This window comes from Oceanobacillus sp. FSL K6-0118 (genome assembly GCF_038006665.1).
In the GTDB taxonomy this organism is placed as follows: domain Bacteria; phylum Bacillota; class Bacilli; order Bacillales; family Amphibacillaceae; genus Oceanobacillus; species Oceanobacillus caeni.
This window is the reverse complement of the sequence record NZ_JBBOVR010000001.1, coordinates 1,679,874-1,703,841: the sequence shown is the minus strand read 5'-3', so window position 1 is coordinate 1,703,841 and position 23,968 is coordinate 1,679,874. Positions and strand designations below refer to the sequence as shown.

Sequence of the window (23,968 nt, the reverse complement as noted above, 5' to 3'; positions counted from 1 at the left end):
ATATATTCTTAATCCGGGGATATTAAAATAACACGTGCAGTGTTATGAGGAAAAACAAAGAGATTCCCAATCGTAAATGAATTCTACGTAATTTTCCGGTTGGTTTCATTAGTCTCCACCAACCAGTCATGACCATAAAAATCAAATTAATCAACGCCAATAATCCAAAAATCATTTTAATATTGGTAAATGAAAAGCCGTACCAATATCCAATAAAGAAAACATGAATTATAATAATGACAAGCGCAATCGTCCCTGTATAGCGGTGAAAAGGCATCACTTTTTTAGACAAATTAGCCAGCTTAATTTTCGTTTTCCGATCATCTACATTTCGAATCGTGGAAAATACTGCATTTCTCGTCCAGTTAAATAAGAAAAATAAAAAACCAATCAATCCGAAAATAATTGGTAACGTTAATTTAGGAAATGAAAAATACGTAACCACTCGAACGATTACAATGACCAATAATGCTGTATTCCAATAAAACCATTTACTCATGAGAATCTTCCTTTAATGAATTACAATAATAGTATTTCGAGGTTGGGAAAAAATGTTTTATCAAAAGGAAAATCCGAACTTTACAGAAGTTATGGAGTAGATAAACCGCTCCGGAAATATACTTCGCTTTCCGCGGGCGGCTGGTGAGCCTCCTCGCGCTAACGCACTGCGGGGTCTCACCCAGGCCTTTTTTCCCGCAGGAGTCTACGTATATTTCCTCCGCTAATTCTGTGGGATTGTTCGATTTTTGAGTTAAACATTTCGTTATGTCCCAACCTCTTTTTAGTTTATCAATAACTTTCTTTATTCGTTGGGATTCTTCGTTTATAGATAACATAGCTTCTGCTTAAATAACGAATTGGGAAGCTAAATGCATGCACCAATCTAGTGAATGGCCAAGCAGCGTATAATGCAAATGTGCAGTAGATGTGTATTTTAAACCAAATAGGTACAGTTGCCATTAGTTCGGGCTGTACATTAAAAATAAATAAACCTCTCAACCAAGGTGCAATCGTTGTTCTGTAGTCAAACCCATTAGGATCAACATTAAAAGTAGTCGCAATAAGTCCAGTTGCAATGGCTAATAGAATAAAAAACAATGATACCCAGTCACTCGGCGAAGTAGTCGCTTTTATCCGTTTCACACTCATTCGACGATAGGTTAAAAGGAAAATTCCTACAAAAGCAGCAATTCCAGCTGGTACTCCAAAGCTTATGGCTACCATATGATACATATGCTCCGTAATTCCTAAAGCATTATATAATCCTACAGGTATAATTAATCCTAACACATGACCACCGAATACAAATATTATTCCCCAATGAAATAATAGTGAACCAACTCTTAAACGTTTTTTCTCTAAAAATTCACTTGATTTTGTTGTCCATCCAAATTGATCTTTTTGATAACGATAAATATGTCCACCAATAAAAATAGTTAATATAATATAAGGAAATATTCCCCATAATAGCAGATCCATCTTTATCCCCTCCTAATATTGGGCTGAAAACGTAAGCTCGAGCGCATCAAATAAAAGAGAGTAGAAACTATCTTGTTCCTTTAATTTGCCGTGGATTTCAGCTATTGCTTTATCATGCATTTGAAGCAATTCATTACTTATTTCCACAGGAACATGAGCACAAAATTCTAACATGAGTGGTAAATAATCTGGCAATTCTTTATCTGTTACGTCAAAACCATGTGCCTCGTAATATTTTTTTAGTTTTAATAGCTCTAATCCTCGTTCTCTTTGCTCGCCTAATTTTAAATAGGTCACATAAAGGTTCGTTAGTTTTCCAAAATCAAAATGCTCTATATAATGGGTCACCCAATCATCTAATGATCTACCTTCAATTTCTTGAATGAAACTCAATACCTTTTCCTTAAAACAGTCTTCTTCGGTCTCTTCTATTTCTTTCTTAAGTTCAGGTAACATATTTTTTAGTTCTTCACTTGGATAGGATAAAAGAAAGGAAATCATTTGATAGTTAAATGAGTTCATCATCAAACCTCCTCTTATAGATAGGATGATAGAATTTGGGTTTTCTATCATCCCTTCAAATAATTAATGCAATACACCACAACTTCCTGGTCCCCCAGCAAAGTCTAAGCCACATGCGCCTTGTTCTACGTATAGATCCGCTACTTCTTCTTTATGACTCTTGGGAATAACAAATCGATCATCATATTTTGCAATAGCTAATAAACGATACATTTCTTTGATTGCTTTTTCCGTTAAACCAAGCTCTGAAATGATGTCTTTATCAAAATCTTTACCAGTCTGTTCTGCTCTCATAAAGCTGCGCATCACTGCCATTTTCTTAAGTACCGTACGAATATGGCCTGTGTCTCCTGCAGTCAACAGGTTAGCAAGGTATTCAATCGGAATACGCATTTCATCAATTGCTGGGAAAATATCAGCAGTATCAGCTGTACTTCCCTGTCCTTCAATCATGTTCATAATAGGACTTAATGGTGGAATATACCAAACCATTGGCATCGTTCTATATTCTGGATGTAATGGCAAAGCAATCTTCCAATCAATAATCATTTTATAAAGTGGAGATTGTTGTGCAGCTTCAATCCAGTCCATTGGAATTCCATCTTTCTTCGCTTGCTTAATAACTTCTGGATCGTTTGGATCTAGGAAAATGTTTAATTGAGCATTGTACAGTTCTTTTTCATCTTCAACGGACGCCGCTTCCAATACACGATCTACATCATAAAGCATGATACCGATATAACGGATACGACCCACACAAGTTTCTGCACAAATCGTTGGTTGACCATTTTCAATTCTTGGGAAACACATGGTACATTTTTCTGCTTTATTTGTTTTCCAGTTAAAATACACTTTTTTATATGGACAAGAAGTTGTACAATGTCTCCAAGCACGGCAGGCATTTTGGTCAACAAGTACAATACCATCTTCATCTCGTTTGTACATGGCACCAGATGGACAAGATGACACACATGGTGCATTAATGCAATGTTCGCAAATACGTGGAAGATACATCATAAATACTTCTTCAAATTCTGTTTTAATAGATTCTTCCATTTGAATAACGTTAGGATCACGCAAACCAGTAATATGTCCTCCAGCTAAGTCATCTTCCCAGTTTGGTCCCCATTCAAGATCCATGAATTCACCAGTGATAGCTGATTTTGCACGGGCAACAGGTTGGTGGTTTCTTTCCTTACTGTTTGTTAGAGTTTCATAATCATAGTTCCATGGTTCATAGTAATCATCCATTTCTGGTTGATTCGGATTGTAAAACAAATTCATTAATCGATTCGTTTTAGAGCCTGATTTCAACCGTAATTCACCATTATGAAGCTCCCAGCCACCTTTATATTTTTCTTGGTCTTCCCATTGTTTTGGGTAACCAACGCCTGGTTTCGTTTCTACGTTATTAAAATACATGTATTCTGCACCCGGACGATTGGTCCATGTATTTTTACATGTCACACTACATGTATGACAACCAATACATTTATCCAAATTCATTACCATTCCGACTTGCGCTTTAATCCTCAAGCCAATCTACCTCCTTCATTTTACGGATTACTACATTTAGGTCTCGTTGGTTTCCTGTTGGTCCATAATAGTTAAATCCGTAACTTAATTGTGCATAACCACCAATCATATGAGTTGGTTTAACATGAATACGAGTTGGACTATTATGTGTACCACCACGGTTTTTCGTTAGGTTAGTTCCTGGTGTATGAATATGACGATCCTGTGCGTGGTGCATAAATGCCATCGTTCTAGGGATGCGGTGAGAAACAACCGCTCTTGCTACGACAACACCGTTTCTATTGAAACATTCAATCCAATCATTATCTTCTACATCAATTTCAGCCGCATCATCTTTATTTAGCCAAATGGTTGGCCCACCACGGAATAGTGTTAACATTGGCTGTGCATCAAAGTACATACTATGGATGGACCATTTGTTATGTGGGGTTAAGTAATTTAATGTTATTTCCTTCCCTTCCACATCAGGGCGTTTGGCATTAAATGGTTTCTGATTCAAAATTGGTTTAAATGTTGCAAACGACTCACCAAATTCTTTCATCATTTCGTGATCGACAAAGTAAGACTGACGACCTGTTATGGTTCGAAATGGAATCATTCTCTCAATATTGGTTGTAAAAGGAGAGTACCTTCTTCCACCTTTTTCCGATCCACTGAATGCTGGTGATGTAATAACCGTTTTAGGTTGGGCGGTTATCGTTTCAAACGTAAATAATTCTTCTTCTCTCTCTTCAGCCAAATCTCTCAATTGTAGGTTTGTTTTTTCTTCTAAAGCTTCCCATGCTTTGACAGCAACTTTTCCATTTGTTGTTGATGAGAGCATTAAAACAGCATCACATGCGTCTTTTGCATTCGTAATATTAGGACAACCATCGGCAATAGAACCATTATCAATGGTGCCAAATGTGCGTTTTGCTTGTTCATATTCTTTTTCCATGGACCAATTGATTCCTTTACCGCCATACGCCCCTGTTGCAATATTAGGACCAAGAGATATCATTTTGTTATAAATATTTTTATAATCTCGTTCCACTACATGGATTTGTGGCATGGTTTTACCTGGGATTGGTTCGCAATCTCCCTTAGACCAATCTTTGATTTCCCCATATGGTTGTGCCATTTCTGCTTTCGTATCATGATTTAATGGAGTAGCAACAATTTCTTTTATCATATCCATGTCGATTTCTTCCGCTAAATCAGAAACACCTTTAGCTAATGCTTTGAAAATATCCCAGTCTGATTTCGCTTCCCAAGGAGATGAGATGGCTGCGTTAAATGGATGAACAAATGGATGCATGTCTGTACTTGATAAATCGTGTTTTTCATACCAAGTAGACGCTGGCAAAATAACATCAGAATATAAAGCTGTACCTGCCATCCGGAAATCAAGATTAATAAGAAGATCTACTTTTCCTTCAGGGGCTTCCTCCCGCCATGTAATTTCCTCTGGGCGGATACTGTCTTCATCATCATTTAGTACACCATGTTGAGCTCCAAGTAAGTGTTTCAAGAAATACTCATGCCCTTTTCCGGAACTTGAAATTAAGTTTGCTCTCCAAACAAATAAGTTTCTCGGGAAGTTCACCGGATTATCTGGATCTTCAATCGCGAATTGTAATTCCTTTTCTTTTAATTGTTTTGCAACATAATTTCCAATTTGTTCGGTGGTTTCATTACCTGCTTCCACCGCTTCGTTGTATAAATCAATTCCGTTTTTATTAAATGTAGGATAAGAAGGTAACCATCCTAACCGTGCAGCTAAAACATTGTAGTCTGCTGGATGTTCATACCTAGACTTTTCAACCGTTGCACTTGTAAGTTCACTAATTGGTGTTTCTTCATAACGCCATTGATCTGTGGCAAAATAAAAGAAAGAAGTACCATTTTGAAATTTCGCCGGTCCGCTCCAGTCTTTTGCAGATTGAATGGTAGACCATCCTTCTACGGGACGTAATTTTTCCTGTCCTACATAGTGGGCCCAGCCACCACCATTCACACCTTGTGCTCCAACCATAAGTATTAGGTTAACAATGGCACGGTAAATCGTATCGGAATGGTACCAGTGGTTAATTCCGGCTCCCATAATAATCATGGAACGACCCTTAGTATCTATTGCATTCTGAGCAAATTCGCGAGCAATCTTAATGACTAAGTTTCGATCAACTCCAGTAATTTGTTCTTGCCATGCTGGTGAAAATGGTGCGACCTCATCATAAGACGCGGCAACCTCTCCACCAATGCCCCGATCAATTCCATAATTCGCTAGCATTAAGTCGTAAACAGTTGCAATGTATTCGGTTTTTCCTTGGATTTCTATTTTTTTAACCGGAACTGCACGAGATAAAACCTTTCTCGTTTCCGCATCAAAGTATGGCATATTTACGAGAACAACTTCATCTTCCATTCCAAGAAAACTTAAAATAGGTTTAATTTTTTCATTTGTATTTTCATCAATTAGTTTTAAATTCCATTTTCCTTTCTCATCCCAACGAGAGCCCATCGTACCATGTGGAATGGAAAATCCTTCAGTAAGACTGTTGTACATCGCTGGTTTCCATTCATTATTTTCAGATTCAATTCCTAAATCTTTTGCATGTAAAAATCGATCTGCAGTAAAAGCTCCATTTTCTTTTTTTAATCGAACGGAAAATGGGAAATCTGTGTATGTCAGAGCGTAATCTTCAAAGTAAGGAGTCATGTTTTTATGATAGAATTCATTTAAAATAACATGCCCCATCGCCATTGCCACTGCACCATCTGTCCCTTGTTTAACAGATAACCAGTCATCAGCAAATTTTGTTGATTCTGCATAGTCTGGACTAACTGAGACAACTTTTGTTCCTTTATACCTTGCCTCAACTAAAAAGTGAGCATCCGGTGTACGTGTTAGTGGAACATTAGAACCCCATGTCATAATATAACTAGAATTAAACCAATCTGAGCTTTCAGGAACATCCGTTTGATCTCCCCAAATTTGCGGAGATGCTGGCGGTAAATCAGCATACCAATCATAAAAACTTAACATTTGCCCACCTAGTAAATGCATAAACCGGCTGCCAGATGCGTAACTAAGCATAGACATCGCTGGAATTGGTGAAAAACCAACATTTCGGTCCGGACCATATTTCACAACAGTATAAAGGCAAGATGCTGCTATAAGTTTCGTTACTTCTTCCCAATCTGCACGAACTAATCCGCCTTTTCCTCTTGCTTGCTTATAGGATTTAGCTTTTTCTTTATCTTCTACAATACTCTTCCAAGCTTCTAGTGGATTGTCATGTACTTCTAAAGCTTCTCTCCATAAGTCGAGTAATCTTTTTCTAACATACGGATATTTCACACGTAATGGACTATAAATATACCAAGAAAAACTGGCCCCTCTTGGACAACCGCGGGGTTCAAATTCTGGCATGTCAGGTCCTGTCGTCGGATAATCCAATGCTTGACCTTCCCATGTAACAATTCCGTCTTTCACGTAAATATTCCAGCTACATGAACCAGTACAGTTCACACCATGTGTTGAACGGATGACTTTATCATGTTGCCACCTTCTGCGATAAACGTTCTCCCAATCTCGATTACCTTCTTGTAATTGACTATGTTTATTAGAATACGTTTCTTTTGGTTTTAAATAATTTAGTCGTTGCCAAAGTGGAGACGGCTTCTTCCCCATTGTGATCCCTCCAGTAAAATACTCATTCTTTCTACGTACATTAAAGCATTTCATTTTATTCCACGTTGTGAAAAACATCACACCTTTGTTTACTGTCAAATTTTGGTCAAATTTGTACATAATCGTTTATTCATAAAAACGTCACAAATTATGTGATGTTTTTCACTTAATAACAAAAAAGAAAGGATTAAACTGTAGTCATAAACAAACACTAGGGTTAAATGAATATTATTTATAAGAAGGAAGGATGTATTATGAAAAAACCTGGATTGCAATTAACTTTGCAAACATCAAGCTTGTTTATAGGATTTATGGTATGGGTATTAATTTCATCACTTATGCCCTACATTACAGCGGATATTCCATTAACGTCCGGACAAGCATCCATCGTAACGGCAATACCTGTCATATTAGGATCATTCATGCGTATTCCAATTGGTTTTTATGCAGACCGATTTGGGGCTAGAATTATATTTTTAATCAGTTTTCTTATTTTACTATTTCCTGTCTTCTATCTAAGTATTGCTAACTCTTTTTTAGACTTAGTAATTGGAGGACTCATACTTGGTATTGGTGGGGCCGTGTTTTCCATCGGGGTTACGTCGCTTCCTAAATATTACCCAAAAGAAAAACATGGATTTATCAATGGGGTTTATGGTATAGGTAACATTGGTACTGCGATTACTTCGTTTGGAGCCCCTATATTTGCTGAATCTATTGGCTGGCAAGGAACCATTCGTATATTCCTAATCATATTACTTTTATTTGCTGCTTTAGTTTTCATTTTTGGTGATAGAAAAGAAACCAAAGTGAAAAAATCAATGATGGAACAAATTAAAGGCGTATATAAAAATGCAACTTTATGGTTCTTAAGCTTATTCTATTTCATTACATTTGGGGCATTTGTTGCTTTTACAATGTTCCTCCCAAGCTTTTTAGTAGATAACTTTGGCTTAGATCCAGTTGATGCTGGGATTCGGACAGCAATCTTTATTATCATTGCTACATTGTTAAGACCAATAGGAGGACTATTAGCTGATAAATTTAATGCTTTCATTATTCTAATGTTTGTTTTTATAGGTGTTGCTTTTTCCGGAATTTTACTTTCTTTCTCTCCAGGAATTGCTTGGTACACTGTTGGAGCATTAGCTGTAGCTGTTACAGTAGGTTTAGGAAACGGTACGATTTTTAAATTAGTTCCTCTCTACTTTTCCGAACAAGCAGGTATCGTAAATGGTATCGTTTCTGCGATGGGTGGTATTGGAGGATTTTTCCCACCATTATTACTTACAGCAGTAAGTAATCTAACTGGCCATCATGCCATTGCTTTTATGTTAATGTCTGAATTTGCTCTAGTAAGTTTTGTGATTGTTATCTTTATGTTTTATCAAGATCGTGTAAATGTGGAAGGAAAAATTATTGAAGGCGTTGCTGAAGGTATGATGATCACAAATAAAAATAAAATCATTCAACATGTGAACCCTGCCTTCACTAGAATTACGGGCTATAGTCAAGAAGAAGTAGCTGGAAATACTCCTAAAATTATTAGCTCTGGAAAACATGATAAAACTTTTTATCAAGAAATGTGGAAATCCATTCATGAGAAAGGTTTCTGGGAAGGAGAAATCTTTAATAAACGTAAAAATGGTGAAGTTTATAAAGAACTTTTATCCATTAGTCCTGTTAAAAATAATGTTGGTGATATTATCCATTATGTCGGAGTATTTAATGATATCTCCTCTCAGAAAACTGATGAAAATAACGATAAACAAAAATCCTGAGTTTTGATTAACTCAGGATTTTTGTTTGGAAATGGTAGTTTTTTGGGTAAATTACTCAGCTATTGCGAACCTAAAAAAAGTAAGGGAAGATCTCTATGATAAAGATCTTCCCTGTTTTTTAGTTATGTTGTCCTCTATAGTTATCTCTTGATCGGTATTGTTGTGGTGATCTCGCTGGATATCTTATTGGAAAACTAAAGATATGAACTAAGCGTGTAAATGGGATTGTTGCAAAGAAAGCAAATGCCGAAGCTACATGGATTTTTAAAATCCATGGTATCCCAATCATTAATTCATACTTAGGCATAAAAACAAATAAACTACGAAACCATGGTCCAATGGTTGCCCGATACTCATATGCAACTACAGTAGTATTGTAAATAATTGACATATATGTTCCAGTACCAGCTACAAATAGTAAAGCAAGAACAGAGAAAAAATCAGCAAACGTTGCTTTAATCCGAACTGGATCAATGGTAATTTTTCTAATTAATAAGATCACAAGCCCTACTACTACCATTAATCCAGCTATACCACCACCCCACATAGCTCCAATATGGTATAAGTGGTCTGAAATACCAATTCCTTGGTAGAACTCCATTGGAATGACCATCCCCATGACATGTCCAATAAACGCGAAGATAATCCCATAGTGAAATAAAGGTGATCCGATGCGCAACCACTTTTTCTCAAGAAAATTGGTTGATGGTGCTGCCCATGTTAGTTGTCTAAACGTGAAACGATAAAGGAGACCTAAAATCATGATGGTTAGTGCAATATACGGGAATATGACCCACCAAAAAATTCCGGCCATCTATCTCCCTCCTTTATATTAAATGGATACCTCTACCAATTAGAGTAGATGTAAAGATCCTAGTGAAATTTATTCTTTAAAACAACCTTTTGAAATAATTAGGTTTATTTGTACATAATAGGGTATGGTAGTTCTTCTAAGTCTGCTTCTTCTCTACCTGCTTCTAATTGCTTCATTTCCTCTTCAGTAGGAGGTGAGAATACGTACTTCATTAACATAGAAAGAATTCCAGCATATGGATTTTCCTTCTCTATGTGTTCTAGCATGTAGTTAATAGCTACTGAAATGCGTTTTTCTAAACGTTCCACTTCCTTTGTTTTTGGAGATAATGCGAGAAACTCCAGCAACATTGGAATGTAATCTGTCAATTCTTCTCCTACTCTTTCGAAGCCTGCTTGACTAATTATTTTTTGTAACTTAATTAATGCAGCTCCGCGCTTATTGCTATCCCCTAGTTCATGAGCAGTTAAATAGAGACCTAATTTTGATTTTAAATCAAAGGTTTCAACATACAATTCTTGAACGTCTATGGATTTCACTTTTCCTAACGGTGCATAACAATTTTTTAATTCTTCTTTTACCGTTTCATCATTAATCGTTTCATCAATGAGTTCATCCATATCCTTCATTAGTATGTGAAAATCTTCGCTAGGATATCCAAGTAATCGAGAAGCCATCACTAGAATGACTCTTTTATTCTCGTTCATAGATTGTCTCTCACTTTCATCATGCCGAATCTTGGATTAACCCCTTCTTGCGGCGCCAAATCCTCTAAACTACATGTTCCTTGTTTATAATAAAGATCATCATCCATTTCCCTTCGTCCAGTTGGAATGACATACCGCTCATCATATTTTGCCACACCTAAAAGTCTGGCCATTTCTTCTAATTCTTCTGGAGAAGTGTTCGCCGCTTTGACTAACTCGCTCTGACGAAATTCGTCAATCCCACCAACAGTTTTACCACGCATGTAGACACGCATAGCAGACAATTTCAATAACACTTTTCGAACTACTTCTTTATCGTCTGCAGCTAGAATGGATGCTAAGTACTCTATAGGAATACGCATTTGGTCTACTGCTGGAATATAACCGTCCGTATCTAGCTCCTCCTCATTTGTAATGTGGTTCATGATTGGGCTTAATGGAGGAACATACCAAACCATTGGCATTGTCCGATATTCTGGATGTAATGGTAGAGCAATCTTCCATTTCATCGCCATTTTATAAACCGGAGATTCTTTAGCCGCTTCTAGCCAAGAATCATTTATACCAGCTTCTCTAGCCTTTTTTTGAATTTCTGGATCAAAAGGATCAAGGAAACAAGAAAGTTGTGCCTCATACAAATCTTGTGGGTCTTCAACTGAAGCAGCTTCCTTCACTTTATCTGCATCATATAGAACGACTCCGATATATCGAATTCGTCCAACACATGTTTCAGAACAAATAGTTGGCAATCCAGCTTCTGTTCTTGGATAACAGAAATTACACTTTTCTGCTTTATGCGTATTCCAATTGTAGTAAACCTTATGATACGGGCAGCCATTTTGACAGAAACGCCAGCCACGACATGCATCATGGTCTACTAATACGATTCCGTCTTCATCACGTTTATATAAAGCGCCTGTAGGACACGAAGCAACACATGATGGGTTTAAACAGTGTTCGCAAATTCTTGGTAAATACATCATAAATGTTTTTTCGTATTCCATTTTAATATGTTCTTGCAGTTTTTCTACATTTGGATCAAGGGGAACAATTTCACTTCCCCCTGCTAAGTCATCATCCCAGTTTGAACCCCATTCTGGCTTATCCATATACTTACCTGTAATTTCCGAATAAGGTCTCGCAACAGGAAGATTCTCTCTCTTCGGACTATGAATTAAATTATCGTAATCATAGGTCCAAGGCTCATAAAAATCTTCCATTTCAGCCATATTTGGGTTGTAGAAAATATTGGCAAGCTTGGAAATCGGTCCTCCAGCACGTAGCTTAAGTTTGCCGTTTTCTAATTTCCATCCACCCTTATAGCGATCCGTGTCTTCCCATCTTTTCGGATACCCTGGACCCGGTCTTGTTTCCACGTTATTAAACCACATATACTCTGTCCCAGGACGGTTTGTCCACGTTGTTTTACAGGTTACAGAACAAGTATGGCATCCAATACACTTGTCCAAGTGCATAACCATGGCAACTTGTGCCTTAATTCTCAAGCCAATCAACCTCCCTAAGCGGCCTAACTATAGCCATCGTATCGCGCTGATGACCTGTTGGACCATAATAGTTAAAGCCGTAACTCAATTGTGAATAACCACCGATCATATGAGTTCCTTTTAATGTGATTCTCGTAACACTGTTATGGGTTCCACCACGTTTTTTATTAACGGCAGTTCCAGGCACCCCCATTGTTCGATCTTGCGCATGGTACATATAAACCATACCTTTTGGAATACGATACGTCAGAACAGCACGGGCAGCAATTGCTCCATTTCGGTTATACACTTCAATAAAGTCATTGTCTTTTATACCAATAGAATGTCCATCTTCTTCATTCATCCAAACAACTTGCCAGCCTCTAAATAGTTGTGCCATGTGTTTTGCTTCCGTAAACATCGTATGAATTCCCCATTTTTGGTGTGGGGTTAAATAGCGAACCGTAATAGACTTTCCATTTTCTTCTACACCTTTATCTGTTTTAATAAATGGACCTTTATTTAATGGTGGTAAATATAATGGAAGCCCCTCACCGTAATCTAACATCACCTCGTGATCTAAATAGAAACTTTGTCTTCCTGTAAGTGTGTGCCATGGAAGATTGTATTCCGTATTCACTGTAAATGGCGAATAGCGTCTTCCATCCTTTTCCATCCCACTCCACATTGGGGTAGAAATCGATGTTCGTGGTTGGACAGTTATTTCTTTTAAGGTAAAATCTTCTTCTTCTCTTGCTTCTGCAATTTCAGTTAACTTCTGACCTGTCTTAGCTTCCATCGATTTCCAGCCCTCTACAGCACGTTTTCCATTAGAAGCACCAGACATTAATAAAATCGCATTAATCGCTTTTTTATCTGTTGATAGATCTGGATTTCCTTTTCCAATACCTTCGCGTTTGGAAACCCCGAGTCTACTCTTAAGCTCCTCAAAGACCTTTTCACCTGGTATTTTGACGCCTTTTCCACCATAACCGTTCTTTAAATTGGGACCAATAGTTGTCATTTTTTCATAGGTACTTGGGTAGTCACGCTTAATAACGTGCAAGTTTGGCATCGTTTTTCCAGGTATGGCTTCCACTTCGCCCTTTCGCCAATCTTTAATTTTACCGTGAACTTGAGCGATTTCATCAGGTGAATCATGTGCAAGTGGTTTCATCATCAATTCTTCTGTTTCTGGTAAATGTTCTTTTGCTAGATTAGAAAATTCTTTAGCAATCTCCTGGAACGTATTCCAGTCACTTTTCGCTTGCCATGGTGGTGATATGGCAGCATTAAATGGATGAATAAATGGATGCATGTCCGTCGTACTAATATCAAATTTTTCATACCATGTGGCTGCTGGTAAGACGATATCTGAGAATAATCCTGAACTTGTCATACGGAAATCTATCGCAACAAAAAGATCAGTTTTCCCTTCTGGAGCCTCCTCAGAGACGTTTACCGTTTCTGGTTGCCAAGAATTCTTTGTATCGGTCATAACCTGGTTTTCGCCACCAATAAGGTGTTTAGCAAAATATTCATGACCTTTTCCACTGTCACCAAGAAGGTTTGATCGCCAGTTAAAGAAAACCCTTGGGAAATTACGAGGGTCATTCGGATTTTCAATGGCCCATTCCAAATCTCCAGACTTAATTCGTTGTACGACATGATCAATAACTTCTTTATTTGAACTCGCCCCTTGTTCTCTACTTTCCTTCACAATATCAATAGAGTTTTGTGAGAACTGTGGGAACGATGGTAGCCATCCTAACCTAGCAGAGAGAGCATTCATATCTGCCGGATGCATATATGAGTACTTACTTCCCCAATTCGTTTCCTTTTCTTCAACCTGTTCTTCATAACGGAATTGTTCGGTTGCAAAATAGAAAAATGATGTTCCGTTTTGATGTCTTGGTGTAGCTCCCCAATCATTCGCAAAAGCAACCACGCTAAAACCTTCTATAGGACGTACTTTTTCTTGTCCAACATAATGGGCCCAGCCACCACCATTCACACCTTGGGAACCGGTTAAGAGAATCAAGTTTAAAATGGAACGATAAATTTGGTCACTATGATACCAGTGGTTTGTTCCACCACCCATTGCAATCATAGACTTACCTTTCGTTCTGGCAGCATTGTCCGCAAACTCTTTTGCTATTTTAATGACATGGTTTTTATTTACACCTGTTATGCTCTCTTGCCATGCTGGAGTATACGGTTTCGGATCATTATAATCTGTAGGATAATCCCCTGGAAGATGCCGATCCACACCAACATGTGCCATCATTAAATCATAGACAGTTGTAACCTTTAATTTGTTCCCTTTTATATCCGTTACATATTTAATTGGAACACCGCGATGAACAGTTCCACCTTCTTCTTCCGCAAAGTAAGGAAATGAAACTTGGGTAACCTCGTCTGAGTCATCAATGAAACTCAATTTTGGATCAATTATGGAACCGTCTTCCTTTTGGAGTTCGAGATTCCACTTACTACCATTGTCCCATCTATGGCCTTGGGTGCCATTTGGAATTTCCATTTGGTTTGTTTGTTCGTCCCAAACCACTGTTTTCCATTCACCTAATTTTTCCGTACCATTTAAATCTGATGCTCTTAAGAAACGATCGGTACGATACTCATCTCCATGTTCACGTAAAATAACAAGAAATGGCAGATCCGTAAATTTCTTAACATAGTTAATGAAGTACGGTGTCTGTTGGTTAACATAAAATTCTTTCAAAATAACATGTGTCATTGCCATCGCAAGAGCTCCGTCTGTACCAGCTCTAGCGGGAAGCCACATATCAGCAAACTTCTCATACTCTGCATAATCCGGACTTACCCCAACCACTTTTGTTCCGTTATATCTTGCCTCTACCATAAAATGAGCATCTGGCGTACGCGTTTGCGGTAAATTGGTACCCCAAATAATAAAATATTTCGTATTATACCAATCAGCACTTTCAGGTACATCTGTTTGATCGCCCCAAACTTGTGGAGAAGCTGGAGGAAGATCTGCGTACCAATCATAGAAACTCAGGATGGTACCACCAATTAAAGAAAGAAATCTTGTTCCCCCCGCATAGCTGACCATGGACATTGCAGGAATTGGACTAAATCCTACAACCCGGTCTGGTCCATACTTTTTAATCGTATAAATGATGGAACTAGCTATCATTTGGCAGATATCTTTCCAATCTGCACGAACGAATCCACCTTTTCCACGTGCTTTTACATACTTCTTACGCTTTTCAGGTTCATTTTGAATGTTTTCCCATGCTTTTACAGGGTTCTCAGCTACAGCTATTTCAGATTTCCATAATTCATATAGATCACTACGAACATATGGATATTTCACCCTTACTGGGCTATATGTATACCATGAGAAACTGGCACCCCTTGGACAGCCACGTGGCTCATATTCTGGAAAATCATCACCTGTAGATGGGTAATCCGTTTGTTGCGTTTCGGATGTAATAATCCCGTCTTTCACATAAATTTTCCAACTACATGAACCTGTACAATTTACACCATGCGTAGATCTCACAATTTTATCATGTGCCCATCTGCGACGATAAATATCCTCGGCATCCCTTGAACGTGGACTTTCCTCCGTCCAACCATCGTTAATTTTTTTTCCACGTTTAATATACTTGAAATGTTCAAGTAATTTATTTTTTTTCGCCATTAGAATAGCCTCCTCCAAGCATGGATTCAATTGGATTGAATCGTTCACCAACCATTCGGAAATTCCCTTCTCCCGCTTCCATTTCTTCTAAAAAAATCCCTAAAGTTGGTGCGTTTGCGGCAACTAGGATTAAACGTTCTATCGTGTTTAAATCATCAATCATGTAAATGGCTTCAACTATACCAGGAGCTATATCACCAAACCGCATTCGCAATACTTGCAACAAATCTTCACGATCCTGGACAAAATCAGCTTGATTTTCGAATAAAAACATTTTTTCTCCTCCTTCATATGGAGTGCCGGTTATTTTAAGCAAAATTAAAACAATTAAGGTGCCATTTTATTAAAATAGTCATCAATCATCACTTGCTTACACGCTTCCCCAACTTCTTCCACGAATGATTCTAAGACTTTTTCATCTTCTAACATTTCATTCGTTAGAAATTGATCTTTTTCATTGTTGTAATGCTCACCAAATCTTACAAAGAGATGGATTCCATTTTCTTTTGTGATTGCACCTGCTTGAAGGTCATAGGAATGAATATGGTATCTTTTTTCTAATTCAGATGTAATATACCGATAAAGTTTAGGGGAAACCGAAATTAATGACCGTACTTGATTTTGACTCTTTTTCGTTTTATTACTCAAAACTATCACCTCTTACGGCCTAATGGTGGGGTAGTATTCTCTCTTCTTCTTGATTATGAAAGGCATCAACATGTACTAAAGTGTGGAGCATTTCCAGAACACCTTGATTAAATCCTTCCGTTTCAAGTGATTGTTTAATTTCTTTAACTAAAAAACGTAATATGTCATGATCCCTAGTTAGTGCAACAACGTCATTTTTTAATTCTGGAGATTCCTCTACAAGCTCCTTATATAACCCTTCTTCTTCCGCATCTGCATGACGTAATGTTCTTGTCTCCCAATGTTCAACAGCTATATATGCAATTTCTAACGCCTTGTCCGTTTGATTATTGTTTACTAATTTACCAAGGATTCCATTAAGTTCCCTTGCCTCTTCTAAAGCCGCCTCATGTATAGCGGAATGACTATCCACATGCTTTAATCCCTTACCCGACATATGCTTCCCTCCCTTTAGATTAATCACGTAAATGATATACATAATCCATTATGAGTTTCCTTTTCCTTTTTTATACAAAAAAAGAAGTTATTTATAAGAAGACATTTCTCAATTCATTTTTGAATATCTCAGGGAATTCGACAAATTTCACGAAATAAAAATAGCGACTTAACTTGAATATTAAGTCGCATTTTTTCTTATCTTATTCCGTTTACCTTTTGCCTTTTTTCCTCATTACTTTAGGTATATATACACAGTACGGTTCACTTTCCATATAATCTCCTGTTGCATTATATGCTCTAGATCTTGAACCACCGCAAACATGTCTAAATTCGCAAACCCCACATTTCCCTTTATATTTGTCTGGATTTCGAAGATTTTTAAATACCTCGGATTCTCTATAAATTTCTTGTAGTGGGTTAACACGAACGTTTCCTGCCTTAATTGGCAATAATCCACTAGGGTATACATCGCCAATATGAGAAATGAATACAAATCCATTCCCATCATTTACTCCTTTAGGTGCACGACCTAATCCATCAATCTGTCCGGTTTTTCCCTGATTTACAGCATCTTCATAAAAGATATGTTCCTTATCACTCATTCCCTTGTGTTCACGCATCTTTTGTTGGATCACTACTCGTCTGTAATGTTGACCAGCGGTTGTTTTAATATCAAAAGGAACTCGCTTGGATAATTGATATAACCATCTAAACACTTTTTCATGTTCTGCAGGAGAAATCATATCTGATTCTTTTCCTCTACCTGTCGGAACAAGGAAAAACACACTCCATAATACGCAGTTTAGGCTCTCGACCATTTCTGCCATTTCCTCTAAATAATCAAGATTATATTTAGAAATAACCGTATTAATCTGTAAAGGCATCTTTAGTTCATGCAAATATTGAATTGCTCTCATTGTTAAATCAAATGATCCTTCAGTCCCACGAAAGTGATCATGGATTTCTTTACAGTGACCATCGATACTAAATGCCCATCTAGCAAGACCAATATCTTTTGCTTTTTTCATTGCTTCTTTGGTAACATTTGGTGTTGCGGAAGGCGTCATGGAAACACGTACACCTTTTTTAATGGCATGTTCTGCAATATCAAATACATCTGGCCGCTCCAGTGGATCGCCCCCTGTGAACACAAGCATGGGATTATCCATGTCATAAATATCATCAATTAATTTCTTTCCTTCTTCAAAAGTTAATTCGAGTGGATGTCTATGGTGTTGAGCTTCTGCACGACAATGCAAACAATGCAATGCGCATGCACGTGTTAATTCCCATATTACAATAAATGGATTTTGATTATAATCTCTATTAAACATAATTTCCCATCCTTTAGTTACACGTATCTGTGAATATAAGTCCCTGTCTAACTCAAGGACTTATTCGGTGTTATTTTTTCTTAATTTTCACTTGCCACAAGTCGGGGCCTTCTTCTAAATACTCCCAACTAAATTGATTTTTTCTTTCCATTAAAAATTGATAATATAATGGTTTCGGATTGTGGTCATTGGACAGATGCATTATTTCACCAGATTTTAATTGGTCAAACGCTTCAAATATTTTGGGATGTCGAATTTTTGGTTCAATGTCTGGTGCATGAAGTTTAATGGTATAGTGTTTTTCGTTCATGTGAATCCCTCCGTTTCTTTTCATAATCATTTGCTATATTTTGGAGTAAACTAATTTTGGAATTTAGGTACTCCTCCTATGAAGAAGACTTCCATCGGTGAGGGGCTCCTTCATCCCCCATTGATGGTTAGTTGCACTTATCGGACCTTTACGGGCAGTTGATCTCCTTCTTTCCCAAGAAGCTTTAGGTGAGAGTCTTACTGCACGTTTAGGGTGGCATAAATTTAAGATACAATATAATAGCTCCATTCATTGTGACAAAACGCACTTATGAAACGTGATTTTACTCACGGTTAATATAGAATGATATTTCTCACAACATAAGAATTATCTTCGTGATAGGATATTTATAAAGAAGACTTCTATCAGTGGGGAGTCCTTCATCCCCGCTAATGGTTACGGGCAGTCGATCTCCCACCTACCTTCTTTGTTCCCCAGGAGCTTAAGGTGAGATAAAATTTGACATAGAAAGGTGGAGTGAAATGTATCCTGAATCGATAAAAAAATTACTACAGCGTTTCCCACTTTTTAAAAGTTTAGAGGATCACGAAATAAATCATGTAGTTGAATTAGCAAGAAATCGTAACTACCCACATGGAACACACATATTTATGCAGGGGGATCCATTAGAGAATGTTTATTTTATTCATCAAGGTAAGATTAAAATTTATCGAACAGACATCCATGGAAAAGAGCAAATTATTAATGTTTTAAGTGCTGGAGAAATGTTTCCTCACCAAGGATTCTTTAGAAATGATAATTACCCTGCACATGCGGAAGTAATGGAGGATGCTCATTTAATCTATATTCCCATTCATTTATTTGAAGATTTTCTTATTAATAACCCTGAGGTCAGTGTTAAAATCTTCCGAGTATTAGGTGATAAAATTGTAGATTTACAAAATCGATTAGAAGATAAGATTCTTCGCAATACATATGAACAGATCATCCTATTATTAATTCGGTTAGGGAAAAAACACGGTAGAATGAATGGAAATGAAGAAATTACTCTGCTAACACAGTTTACCAATAAAGATCTTGCTAACATGATAGGCTCTAGTCGTGAAACGGTTAGTAGAACATTAACCCAATTAAAGAGGAAAAAGTTAGTTTTTACGGATACAAAAGGAAGAACCGTTCTTGATACAAAGAGATTAAAGGAAGAATTGTTTTAATAATAAAGGTATTCCAATCCAAAAGGAATGGTATACCTTTATTCATTTTCACTTTCTTCTAGGCTATAATCTTTTATAAATAGAGATTGAACAAAATAAATGAAGAGACATAAACCTATTAGTAAAAATGTCCAGCCAAGTGCTTTTTGTTCTACGATGAGGTAATTGTTACATATTTGTGTAGGAATAGCGATGTATAACCAAGCCATAGCACTTGATATTAAAATCAAACAAATAAAAATGATATTTTTTCCTAAAGTATTAAGATTACTCCAGCTATCCCGTAAAGGTATTCCTGCTAAAAATGGCAAGCTGATAAATTTAAAAATCTCAATAGTTGATATCGCAAGTGCTTCATCCATCGCACGAGGAATCATCCAGTAGATTACGATAATCATAAATAGCATGATTCCTGGTATTCCATTATAATTCCAGTTCTCAAAAACATTAGGAAATCTATCTTTTAAATACGGTGTAAATAGCATTCCAACTATTACGAGAAGCGGTATTTGCATATGCATATGGACGACCATAATAGATTCAGATAATGTAATTACCGGTGGGAGCATAAGAAATAGATACAGTACTAAACCATATATAGCTTGCTTCATTACTTATCACCTACCTCATTTTCAAGAATGCTCATTAGCTTGCTTGCTGCTTCATCCACCTTTTGGTAATCCATTACATCTACTAATTTCCCTTGTGGGTTGACAAGATAAAAGGCAGAGTTGTGAGTAAAATTACCTTGATTATCGGGAATAACAATAACGCCAAATTCATCTAGTAAACTATGCAATTCTTCAGCATTTGGTACTCTTGCCATTCGCCATGTTTCCCCGTCACTTCCAAAAAGGCGACGATACTTTTCTAAGGTTTCAACATCATCACGCTCAGGATCAAAACTAATACTTAAGAATACAATATCTTCCCCTATATATTTTTCTGGTACTTGATCATAGACATTAAATAGATTCATCTCTAATTCTGGACATACAGATGTACATGTTGTGTAAACAAATGTTATCATTACGTATTTCCCTTTGAATTCAGAAAAGGAGTATATATTTCCCTTACTATCCTCTAATGTTACATCTGGAAATACCGGTTGTTCCTCTACCAATTTCATGGTTCTTGCCGATTCCGTAGTAAAAGCTTGAAATCCATCTGTTTCAATAAAAAACAGAACAACTCCAAATAAGACAACTACACATAAGGATATTGTATTTTTATTTTTGATCATCCGATCACACCCTATATTTTTTAAGGAAATTAATGCTTCAAAATTTTATCTTTCTTTATCTCTTTATAAAAATGGAGAGGTTGGGACAAAAATGTTTTATAAAAAGAGAAATCCGAACTTTACAGAAGTTATGGAGTAGATAAACCGCTTCGGAAATATACTCCGCTAATTCTGTGGGATTCTTCGTCATTTGAGTTAAACATTTCGTTATGTTCCAACCTCATATCCTCACTCTTTAAAAAGAAGAATGTTTGTTTACCAAGTCCTAAATGGCGGGGATCCTGGTGGTGCATTAACGATAATATCCATTAATGGCACTACATATCCCATAGCTACAATTGCCAAAAACATAACAATCCATAACCCCCAGCGCTCTGTCCATTTTGGAGTCGGCATTACATTTTCTTCAGCTTCCGCAATCGGGAATTCAGTTTCTCCTTTTGGTGCAAAGAACATTAAGTGGATTGCGATATAAAACATGAGGATAACTCCAATGATAAGTAGTGTTCCTCCAATAGCTAATAAGAACAAATACGGATCCCAACTTAAAGCAGTTGCTTGATCACCATAAGTAGAAAAAGAACTTCTTCTAGGCGCCCCTAATAATCCAACCCAATGCATAGAACCAGACATAAAGATCATACCAACTGTCCAAATAATGGTTTGATAAATACCTAATCGATTGATTCGCGGTGTTAATTCACGCTTGGAAAGATGTGGAATTAACCAATAGGCGATTCCAAAGAAGGTAAGAACTACTGTAACACCAACTGTTAAATGAAAGTGACCCGTTACCCATAACGTATTATGGACAACTTGATTTAACTGATTATTTGTTTGTGCAATTCCACCTGCACCACCAAATATAAATGCAACCATCGCAATAAATGGTGCTAAGAAGCGGACATCACCCCAAGGTAATTTCTTGAACCAACCTAATAATCCTTTTGCTCCTTTTTTTCTTCCTGTCCGTTCAAATGCAGCAAACATTGCAAAGGCCGTCATCAAGGATGGAAATGCAATTGATAGGCTCATAAATACATGAATAAATTTCCAAGTTTCTGTAATACCAGGATCAATAATTTGATGGTGAAACCCACCTGGGATATTTAATATAACTAACAAAATAACAACTAATCGAGTTAAGCCATCACTAAATAATTTACCGCCAATAACCTTTGGTACAACAACATACCACGCTGAAATAGCAGTTAAATACCAAATATTAACTAATGTATGACCAAAGCTCCAAAACAGCGTACGGCTAAGCATAACATTGACGGTTTCCGTCCAACCGAAAGCCCATGGAATAAGCATGAACACTTCAACAGTTACTCCAATACTTCCGAAAAATAGTAGTACAAATACACCAGTTGCAAAAAATGCTAATAATGGAGTATGTTTTCCACGATGATTTTTTCTCCAATTGGCGATATTTATAAACGCTCCAAATGCAGCAATCCAAATACCTAGAACAACAAAAACTAAACCAATATAAAACCACGGGGAAGCTTGCATTGGTGGATAAAAGGTATATAAAACGGATGCATCCCCCATAACAATAGTTGTTGCAACAAAGGCAACCCCAATCATCATCATTCCAAATGCAATCCAACCCATTTTCCGAACTTTAGGTAATAGGCCGCCTAACGTATGGGATAGAGCTGCATAAAAATAGCCGACTGTAAATAATGTTGTAAAGACTAATAATAATAAAATGCCATGTGCTGTTAGCGTTTGATAGTAGTCAAACCAACTTGGTAACTCCAGCAATCCTGCTCGATTTAATCCTTGAAATAAACCTAGAAAACCTCCAATTAATAATACGAGAAATGCTACTGCGAGATACGTTAAGCTGAGTCGAGCATCATCTTGATGAAATCCAGCAACATAGTTTATTTTTTTTGAAAGATTACGTTTTTCCACTAATTCCATCCCTTCCCCTCCTTTATTTAACGGTTATCGTCGTTGCCATCAACTGATGACCTGCTCCGCAATATTCATTACAAAGTACAAGGTATTCACCAGGTTCATCGAATTTTTGCGAGATTCGTTGAATATAACCTGGCGTTACCATTGCATTAATGTTCGTTCCAGCAACTTGAAAGCCATGAACGACATCTTTAGAAGTTAACGTAAAATGAACTTCAGAACCCGCTGGTATTTCAATTTCATTTGGAGTAAAACTAAATGCTTGTAGTGTCATAACTACTTCATATTCATTTTCTCCTATTTCAAACACACCTGGATTATCAAATGGAGCATGTTCATCTACCTTTTGTGGATCTAATGTTTCCGTATTACTTGGTGGTGCCATTCCTTGGGCAAACGCTTGGTATCCAGTAAACACCATGGAAAGCACAAGAATAGCTACACCAACAATTAACCAAATTTCTTCAGCACGATGCATTTTCATCAGGTTAACCTCCTTCATTTAGATTCGAATCATATAAAAAACGATGAGTAAGACGATAAAAGCTACAATCGTTCCACCAACAAATACAATAGAAGAAAATAATGCACCTTTTAATGAATTTTCATCTTTATAGAGATCATTTTTCGGAATAACACCTTTATTTCTTTCCACTTTTAATCCCTCCCTTATCCTCTTATCTATATTGTAGATTGAAATGATAGAGGGAAAAGTGAACCAAATCACAACTTTCATGTGATTTACCGCACACTTGTGAAATTCATTCATTTTTTTGGTAATTTGAAACTTTATTCAGTAGGGGGGTTTGTGTGGGGGGGTGGGTACTTTGTCTGTTGGTTGGTACTATCACGGACATTTCGAGGTATTTTGAATGCAACTTTGTTCGTGACAACCTCTCATGGACATTTCAGGCTATTTCGAATGCAGTTTTGTCCGTGATAGCTCATACACCTGCTTCTGTCAAGTAGACAGTACCAAAGTGTCTCAAAAAACTTTTCACAATACCTTTGTTTCCGATAGTTTGAGCTATGATCATATACGCCACCCTTGCCAGGCATTTGGGTTCGTGGTGGTGAATAAAGTGGCGAATCGGGAAAAATAAAGCTATTAAAGCTCCCTATTCGCACACAGAGCGTACCACGAACCATCTCTTCTAAGTTCTCGCTGGTCGGGGGCCCCTATCCCCAACACACCGAATCACTA

General features: G+C 37.1%; 21 protein-coding genes. 2 read left to right on the top strand and 19 right to left on the bottom strand.

Translation table 11 applies throughout. The features are described 5' to 3' along the window. Positions 1-22 precede the first annotated feature (22 nt). From MHI02_RS08810 to MHI02_RS08790, 5 genes are all read right to left on the bottom strand, one after another. A complete protein-coding gene (locus tag MHI02_RS08810; RefSeq protein WP_341165853.1) occupies positions 23-499 on the bottom strand; it encodes a hypothetical protein in 477 nt (158 codons plus the stop codon). Between the two features lie 290 nt (positions 500-789). Further along, on the bottom strand, positions 790-1,479 hold the full coding sequence (gene narI / locus MHI02_RS08805; protein ID WP_060668354.1) for a respiratory nitrate reductase subunit gamma: 690 nt from the start codon (positions 1,477-1,479) through the stop codon (positions 790-792). 12 nt (positions 1,480-1,491) lie between these two features. Continuing rightward, positions 1,492-2,001, bottom strand: coding sequence for a nitrate reductase molybdenum cofactor assembly chaperone (gene narJ, locus MHI02_RS08800; protein ID WP_052771784.1), 510 nt, complete (start codon positions 1,999-2,001; stop codon positions 1,492-1,494). A gap of 63 nt (positions 2,002-2,064) precedes the next feature. Further along, complete coding sequence (gene narH / locus MHI02_RS08795; RefSeq protein WP_204797844.1) at positions 2,065-3,537, bottom strand: nitrate reductase subunit beta; 1,473 nt, start codon at positions 3,535-3,537, stop codon at positions 2,065-2,067. Continuing rightward, positions 3,527-7,210: a nitrate reductase subunit alpha gene (locus MHI02_RS08790; RefSeq protein WP_060668351.1), complete on the bottom strand. Its 3,684-nt coding sequence runs from the start codon at positions 7,208-7,210 to the stop codon at positions 3,527-3,529. Before MHI02_RS08790 ends, narH (MHI02_RS08795) begins: the two co-directional genes overlap by 11 nt. A gap of 254 nt (positions 7,211-7,464) precedes the next feature. Between MHI02_RS08790 and MHI02_RS08785 the strand changes: the two genes are divergently transcribed. Next, the gene (locus MHI02_RS08785) at positions 7,465-8,991 is read left to right on the top strand and encodes a nitrate/nitrite transporter (RefSeq protein WP_128715695.1); all 1,527 of its coding nucleotides are present in this window, start codon (positions 7,465-7,467) and stop codon (positions 8,989-8,991) included. 118 nt (positions 8,992-9,109) lie between these two features. Here MHI02_RS08785 and narI (MHI02_RS08780) read toward each other — a convergent pair whose 3' ends face one another. The 9 genes from narI (MHI02_RS08780) to MHI02_RS08740 all read right to left on the bottom strand — a co-directional run bounded on the left by narI (MHI02_RS08780) (position 9,110) and on the right by MHI02_RS08740 (position 18,414). Then, the gene (gene narI, locus MHI02_RS08780) at positions 9,110-9,805 is read right to left on the bottom strand and encodes a respiratory nitrate reductase subunit gamma (RefSeq protein ID WP_047186291.1); all 696 of its coding nucleotides are present in this window, start codon (positions 9,803-9,805) and stop codon (positions 9,110-9,112) included. A 104-nt stretch (positions 9,806-9,909) separates the two neighbouring features. Further along, on the bottom strand, positions 9,910-10,512 hold the full coding sequence (narJ, locus tag MHI02_RS08775; protein ID WP_047186292.1) for a nitrate reductase molybdenum cofactor assembly chaperone: 603 nt from the start codon (positions 10,510-10,512) through the stop codon (positions 9,910-9,912). Continuing rightward, positions 10,509-12,017: a nitrate reductase subunit beta gene (gene narH, locus MHI02_RS08770; protein WP_047186293.1), complete on the bottom strand. Its 1,509-nt coding sequence runs from the start codon at positions 12,015-12,017 to the stop codon at positions 10,509-10,511. Before narH (MHI02_RS08770) ends, narJ (MHI02_RS08775) begins: the two co-directional genes overlap by 4 nt. Next, positions 12,007-15,684 carry a nitrate reductase subunit alpha gene (locus MHI02_RS08765; protein ID WP_204798756.1) on the bottom strand — a complete coding sequence of 1,226 codons (3,678 nt, stop codon included), beginning with the start codon at positions 15,682-15,684 and terminating at the stop codon, positions 12,007-12,009. Before MHI02_RS08765 ends, narH (MHI02_RS08770) begins: the two co-directional genes overlap by 11 nt. Then, positions 15,668-15,958 carry a hypothetical protein gene (locus MHI02_RS08760; RefSeq protein WP_145543267.1) on the bottom strand — a complete coding sequence of 97 codons (291 nt, stop codon included), beginning with the start codon at positions 15,956-15,958 and terminating at the stop codon, positions 15,668-15,670. The genes MHI02_RS08765 and MHI02_RS08760 overlap by 17 nt, the downstream gene beginning before the upstream one ends. 53 nt (positions 15,959-16,011) lie before the next feature. Beyond that, complete coding sequence (locus MHI02_RS08755) at positions 16,012-16,332, bottom strand: hypothetical protein (RefSeq protein ID WP_204798757.1); 321 nt, start codon at positions 16,330-16,332, stop codon at positions 16,012-16,014. Positions 16,333-16,351: 19 nt separating this feature from the next. Continuing rightward, positions 16,352-16,768, bottom strand: coding sequence for a hemerythrin domain-containing protein (locus tag MHI02_RS08750; protein WP_204798758.1), 417 nt, complete (start codon positions 16,766-16,768; stop codon positions 16,352-16,354). A gap of 211 nt (positions 16,769-16,979) precedes the next feature. Further along, positions 16,980-18,104, bottom strand: a complete 1,125-nt coding sequence (locus tag MHI02_RS08745; protein ID WP_047186298.1) for a TIGR04053 family radical SAM/SPASM domain-containing protein — start codon at positions 18,102-18,104, stop codon at positions 16,980-16,982. A gap of 70 nt (positions 18,105-18,174) precedes the next feature. Next, the gene (locus tag MHI02_RS08740) at positions 18,175-18,414 is read right to left on the bottom strand and encodes a DUF2249 domain-containing protein (protein ID WP_047186299.1); all 240 of its coding nucleotides are present in this window, start codon (positions 18,412-18,414) and stop codon (positions 18,175-18,177) included. Positions 18,415-18,896: 482 nt separating this feature from the next. Here MHI02_RS08740 and MHI02_RS08735 point away from each other — a divergent pair, with 482 nt between their 5' ends. Beyond that, positions 18,897-19,589, top strand: coding sequence for a Crp/Fnr family transcriptional regulator (locus MHI02_RS08735; RefSeq protein WP_047186300.1), 693 nt, complete (start codon positions 18,897-18,899; stop codon positions 19,587-19,589). Positions 19,590-19,627: 38 nt separating this feature from the next. On the opposite strand, the gene MHI02_RS08730 is transcribed toward MHI02_RS08735, so the two are convergent. The 5 genes from MHI02_RS08730 to MHI02_RS08710 all read right to left on the bottom strand — a co-directional run bounded on the left by MHI02_RS08730 (position 19,628) and on the right by MHI02_RS08710 (position 23,419). Beyond that, on the bottom strand, positions 19,628-20,200 hold the full coding sequence (locus MHI02_RS08730) for a hypothetical protein (RefSeq protein ID WP_047186301.1): 573 nt from the start codon (positions 20,198-20,200) through the stop codon (positions 19,628-19,630). Then, on the bottom strand, positions 20,200-20,832 hold the full coding sequence (locus MHI02_RS08725) for an SCO family protein (RefSeq protein ID WP_047186302.1): 633 nt from the start codon (positions 20,830-20,832) through the stop codon (positions 20,200-20,202). Before MHI02_RS08725 ends, MHI02_RS08730 begins: the two co-directional genes overlap by 1 nt. A gap of 255 nt (positions 20,833-21,087) precedes the next feature. Further along, on the bottom strand, positions 21,088-22,767 hold the full coding sequence (locus MHI02_RS08720; protein WP_060668553.1) for a cbb3-type cytochrome c oxidase subunit I: 1,680 nt from the start codon (positions 22,765-22,767) through the stop codon (positions 21,088-21,090). 13 nt (positions 22,768-22,780) lie between these two features. Next, positions 22,781-23,248 carry a cytochrome c oxidase subunit II gene (locus MHI02_RS08715; protein ID WP_341165852.1) on the bottom strand — a complete coding sequence of 156 codons (468 nt, stop codon included), beginning with the start codon at positions 23,246-23,248 and terminating at the stop codon, positions 22,781-22,783. Between the two features lie 18 nt (positions 23,249-23,266). Then, positions 23,267-23,419, bottom strand: coding sequence for a hypothetical protein (locus tag MHI02_RS08710; RefSeq protein WP_165589202.1), 153 nt, complete (start codon positions 23,417-23,419; stop codon positions 23,267-23,269). Positions 23,420-23,968 lie beyond the last annotated feature (549 nt).

What these genes read in the sequence shown, in the direction of transcription:
- MHI02_RS08725 (WP_047186302.1), bottom strand. Translation starts at nt 20,832, where the DNA reads ATGATCAAAAATAAAAATACAATATCCTTATGTGTAGTTGTCTTATTT.
- MHI02_RS08715 (WP_341165852.1), bottom strand. Translation starts at nt 23,248, where the DNA reads ATGAAAATGCATCGTGCTGAAGAAATTTGGTTAATTGTTGGTGTAGCT.
- MHI02_RS08730 (WP_047186301.1), bottom strand. Translation starts at nt 20,200, where the DNA reads ATGAAGCAAGCTATATATGGTTTAGTACTGTATCTATTTCTTATGCTC.
- narJ (WP_052771784.1), bottom strand. Translation starts at nt 2,001, where the DNA reads ATGAACTCATTTAACTATCAAATGATTTCCTTTCTTTTATCCTATCCA.
- MHI02_RS08735 (WP_047186300.1), top strand. Translation starts at nt 18,897, where the DNA reads ATGTATCCTGAATCGATAAAAAAATTACTACAGCGTTTCCCACTTTTT.
- MHI02_RS08745 (WP_047186298.1), bottom strand. Translation starts at nt 18,104, where the DNA reads ATGTTTAATAGAGATTATAATCAAAATCCATTTATTGTAATATGGGAA.
- narI (WP_047186291.1), bottom strand. Translation starts at nt 9,805, where the DNA reads ATGGCCGGAATTTTTTGGTGGGTCATATTCCCGTATATTGCACTAACC.
- narJ (WP_047186292.1), bottom strand. Translation starts at nt 10,512, where the DNA reads ATGAACGAGAATAAAAGAGTCATTCTAGTGATGGCTTCTCGATTACTT.
- MHI02_RS08790 (WP_060668351.1), bottom strand. Translation starts at nt 7,210, where the DNA reads ATGGGGAAGAAGCCGTCTCCACTTTGGCAACGACTAAATTATTTAAAA.
- narI (WP_060668354.1), bottom strand. Translation starts at nt 1,479, where the DNA reads ATGGATCTGCTATTATGGGGAATATTTCCTTATATTATATTAACTATT.
- MHI02_RS08750 (WP_204798758.1), bottom strand. Translation starts at nt 16,768, where the DNA reads ATGTCGGGTAAGGGATTAAAGCATGTGGATAGTCATTCCGCTATACAT.
- MHI02_RS08740 (WP_047186299.1), bottom strand. Translation starts at nt 18,414, where the DNA reads ATGAACGAAAAACACTATACCATTAAACTTCATGCACCAGACATTGAA.
- MHI02_RS08760 (WP_145543267.1), bottom strand. Translation starts at nt 15,958, where the DNA reads ATGTTTTTATTCGAAAATCAAGCTGATTTTGTCCAGGATCGTGAAGAT.
- MHI02_RS08720 (WP_060668553.1), bottom strand. Translation starts at nt 22,767, where the DNA reads ATGGAATTAGTGGAAAAACGTAATCTTTCAAAAAAAATAAACTATGTT.
- MHI02_RS08785 (WP_128715695.1), top strand. Translation starts at nt 7,465, where the DNA reads ATGAAAAAACCTGGATTGCAATTAACTTTGCAAACATCAAGCTTGTTT.
- MHI02_RS08810 (WP_341165853.1), bottom strand. Translation starts at nt 499, where the DNA reads ATGAGTAAATGGTTTTATTGGAATACAGCATTATTGGTCATTGTAATC.
- MHI02_RS08765 (WP_204798756.1), bottom strand. Translation starts at nt 15,684, where the DNA reads ATGGCGAAAAAAAATAAATTACTTGAACATTTCAAGTATATTAAACGT.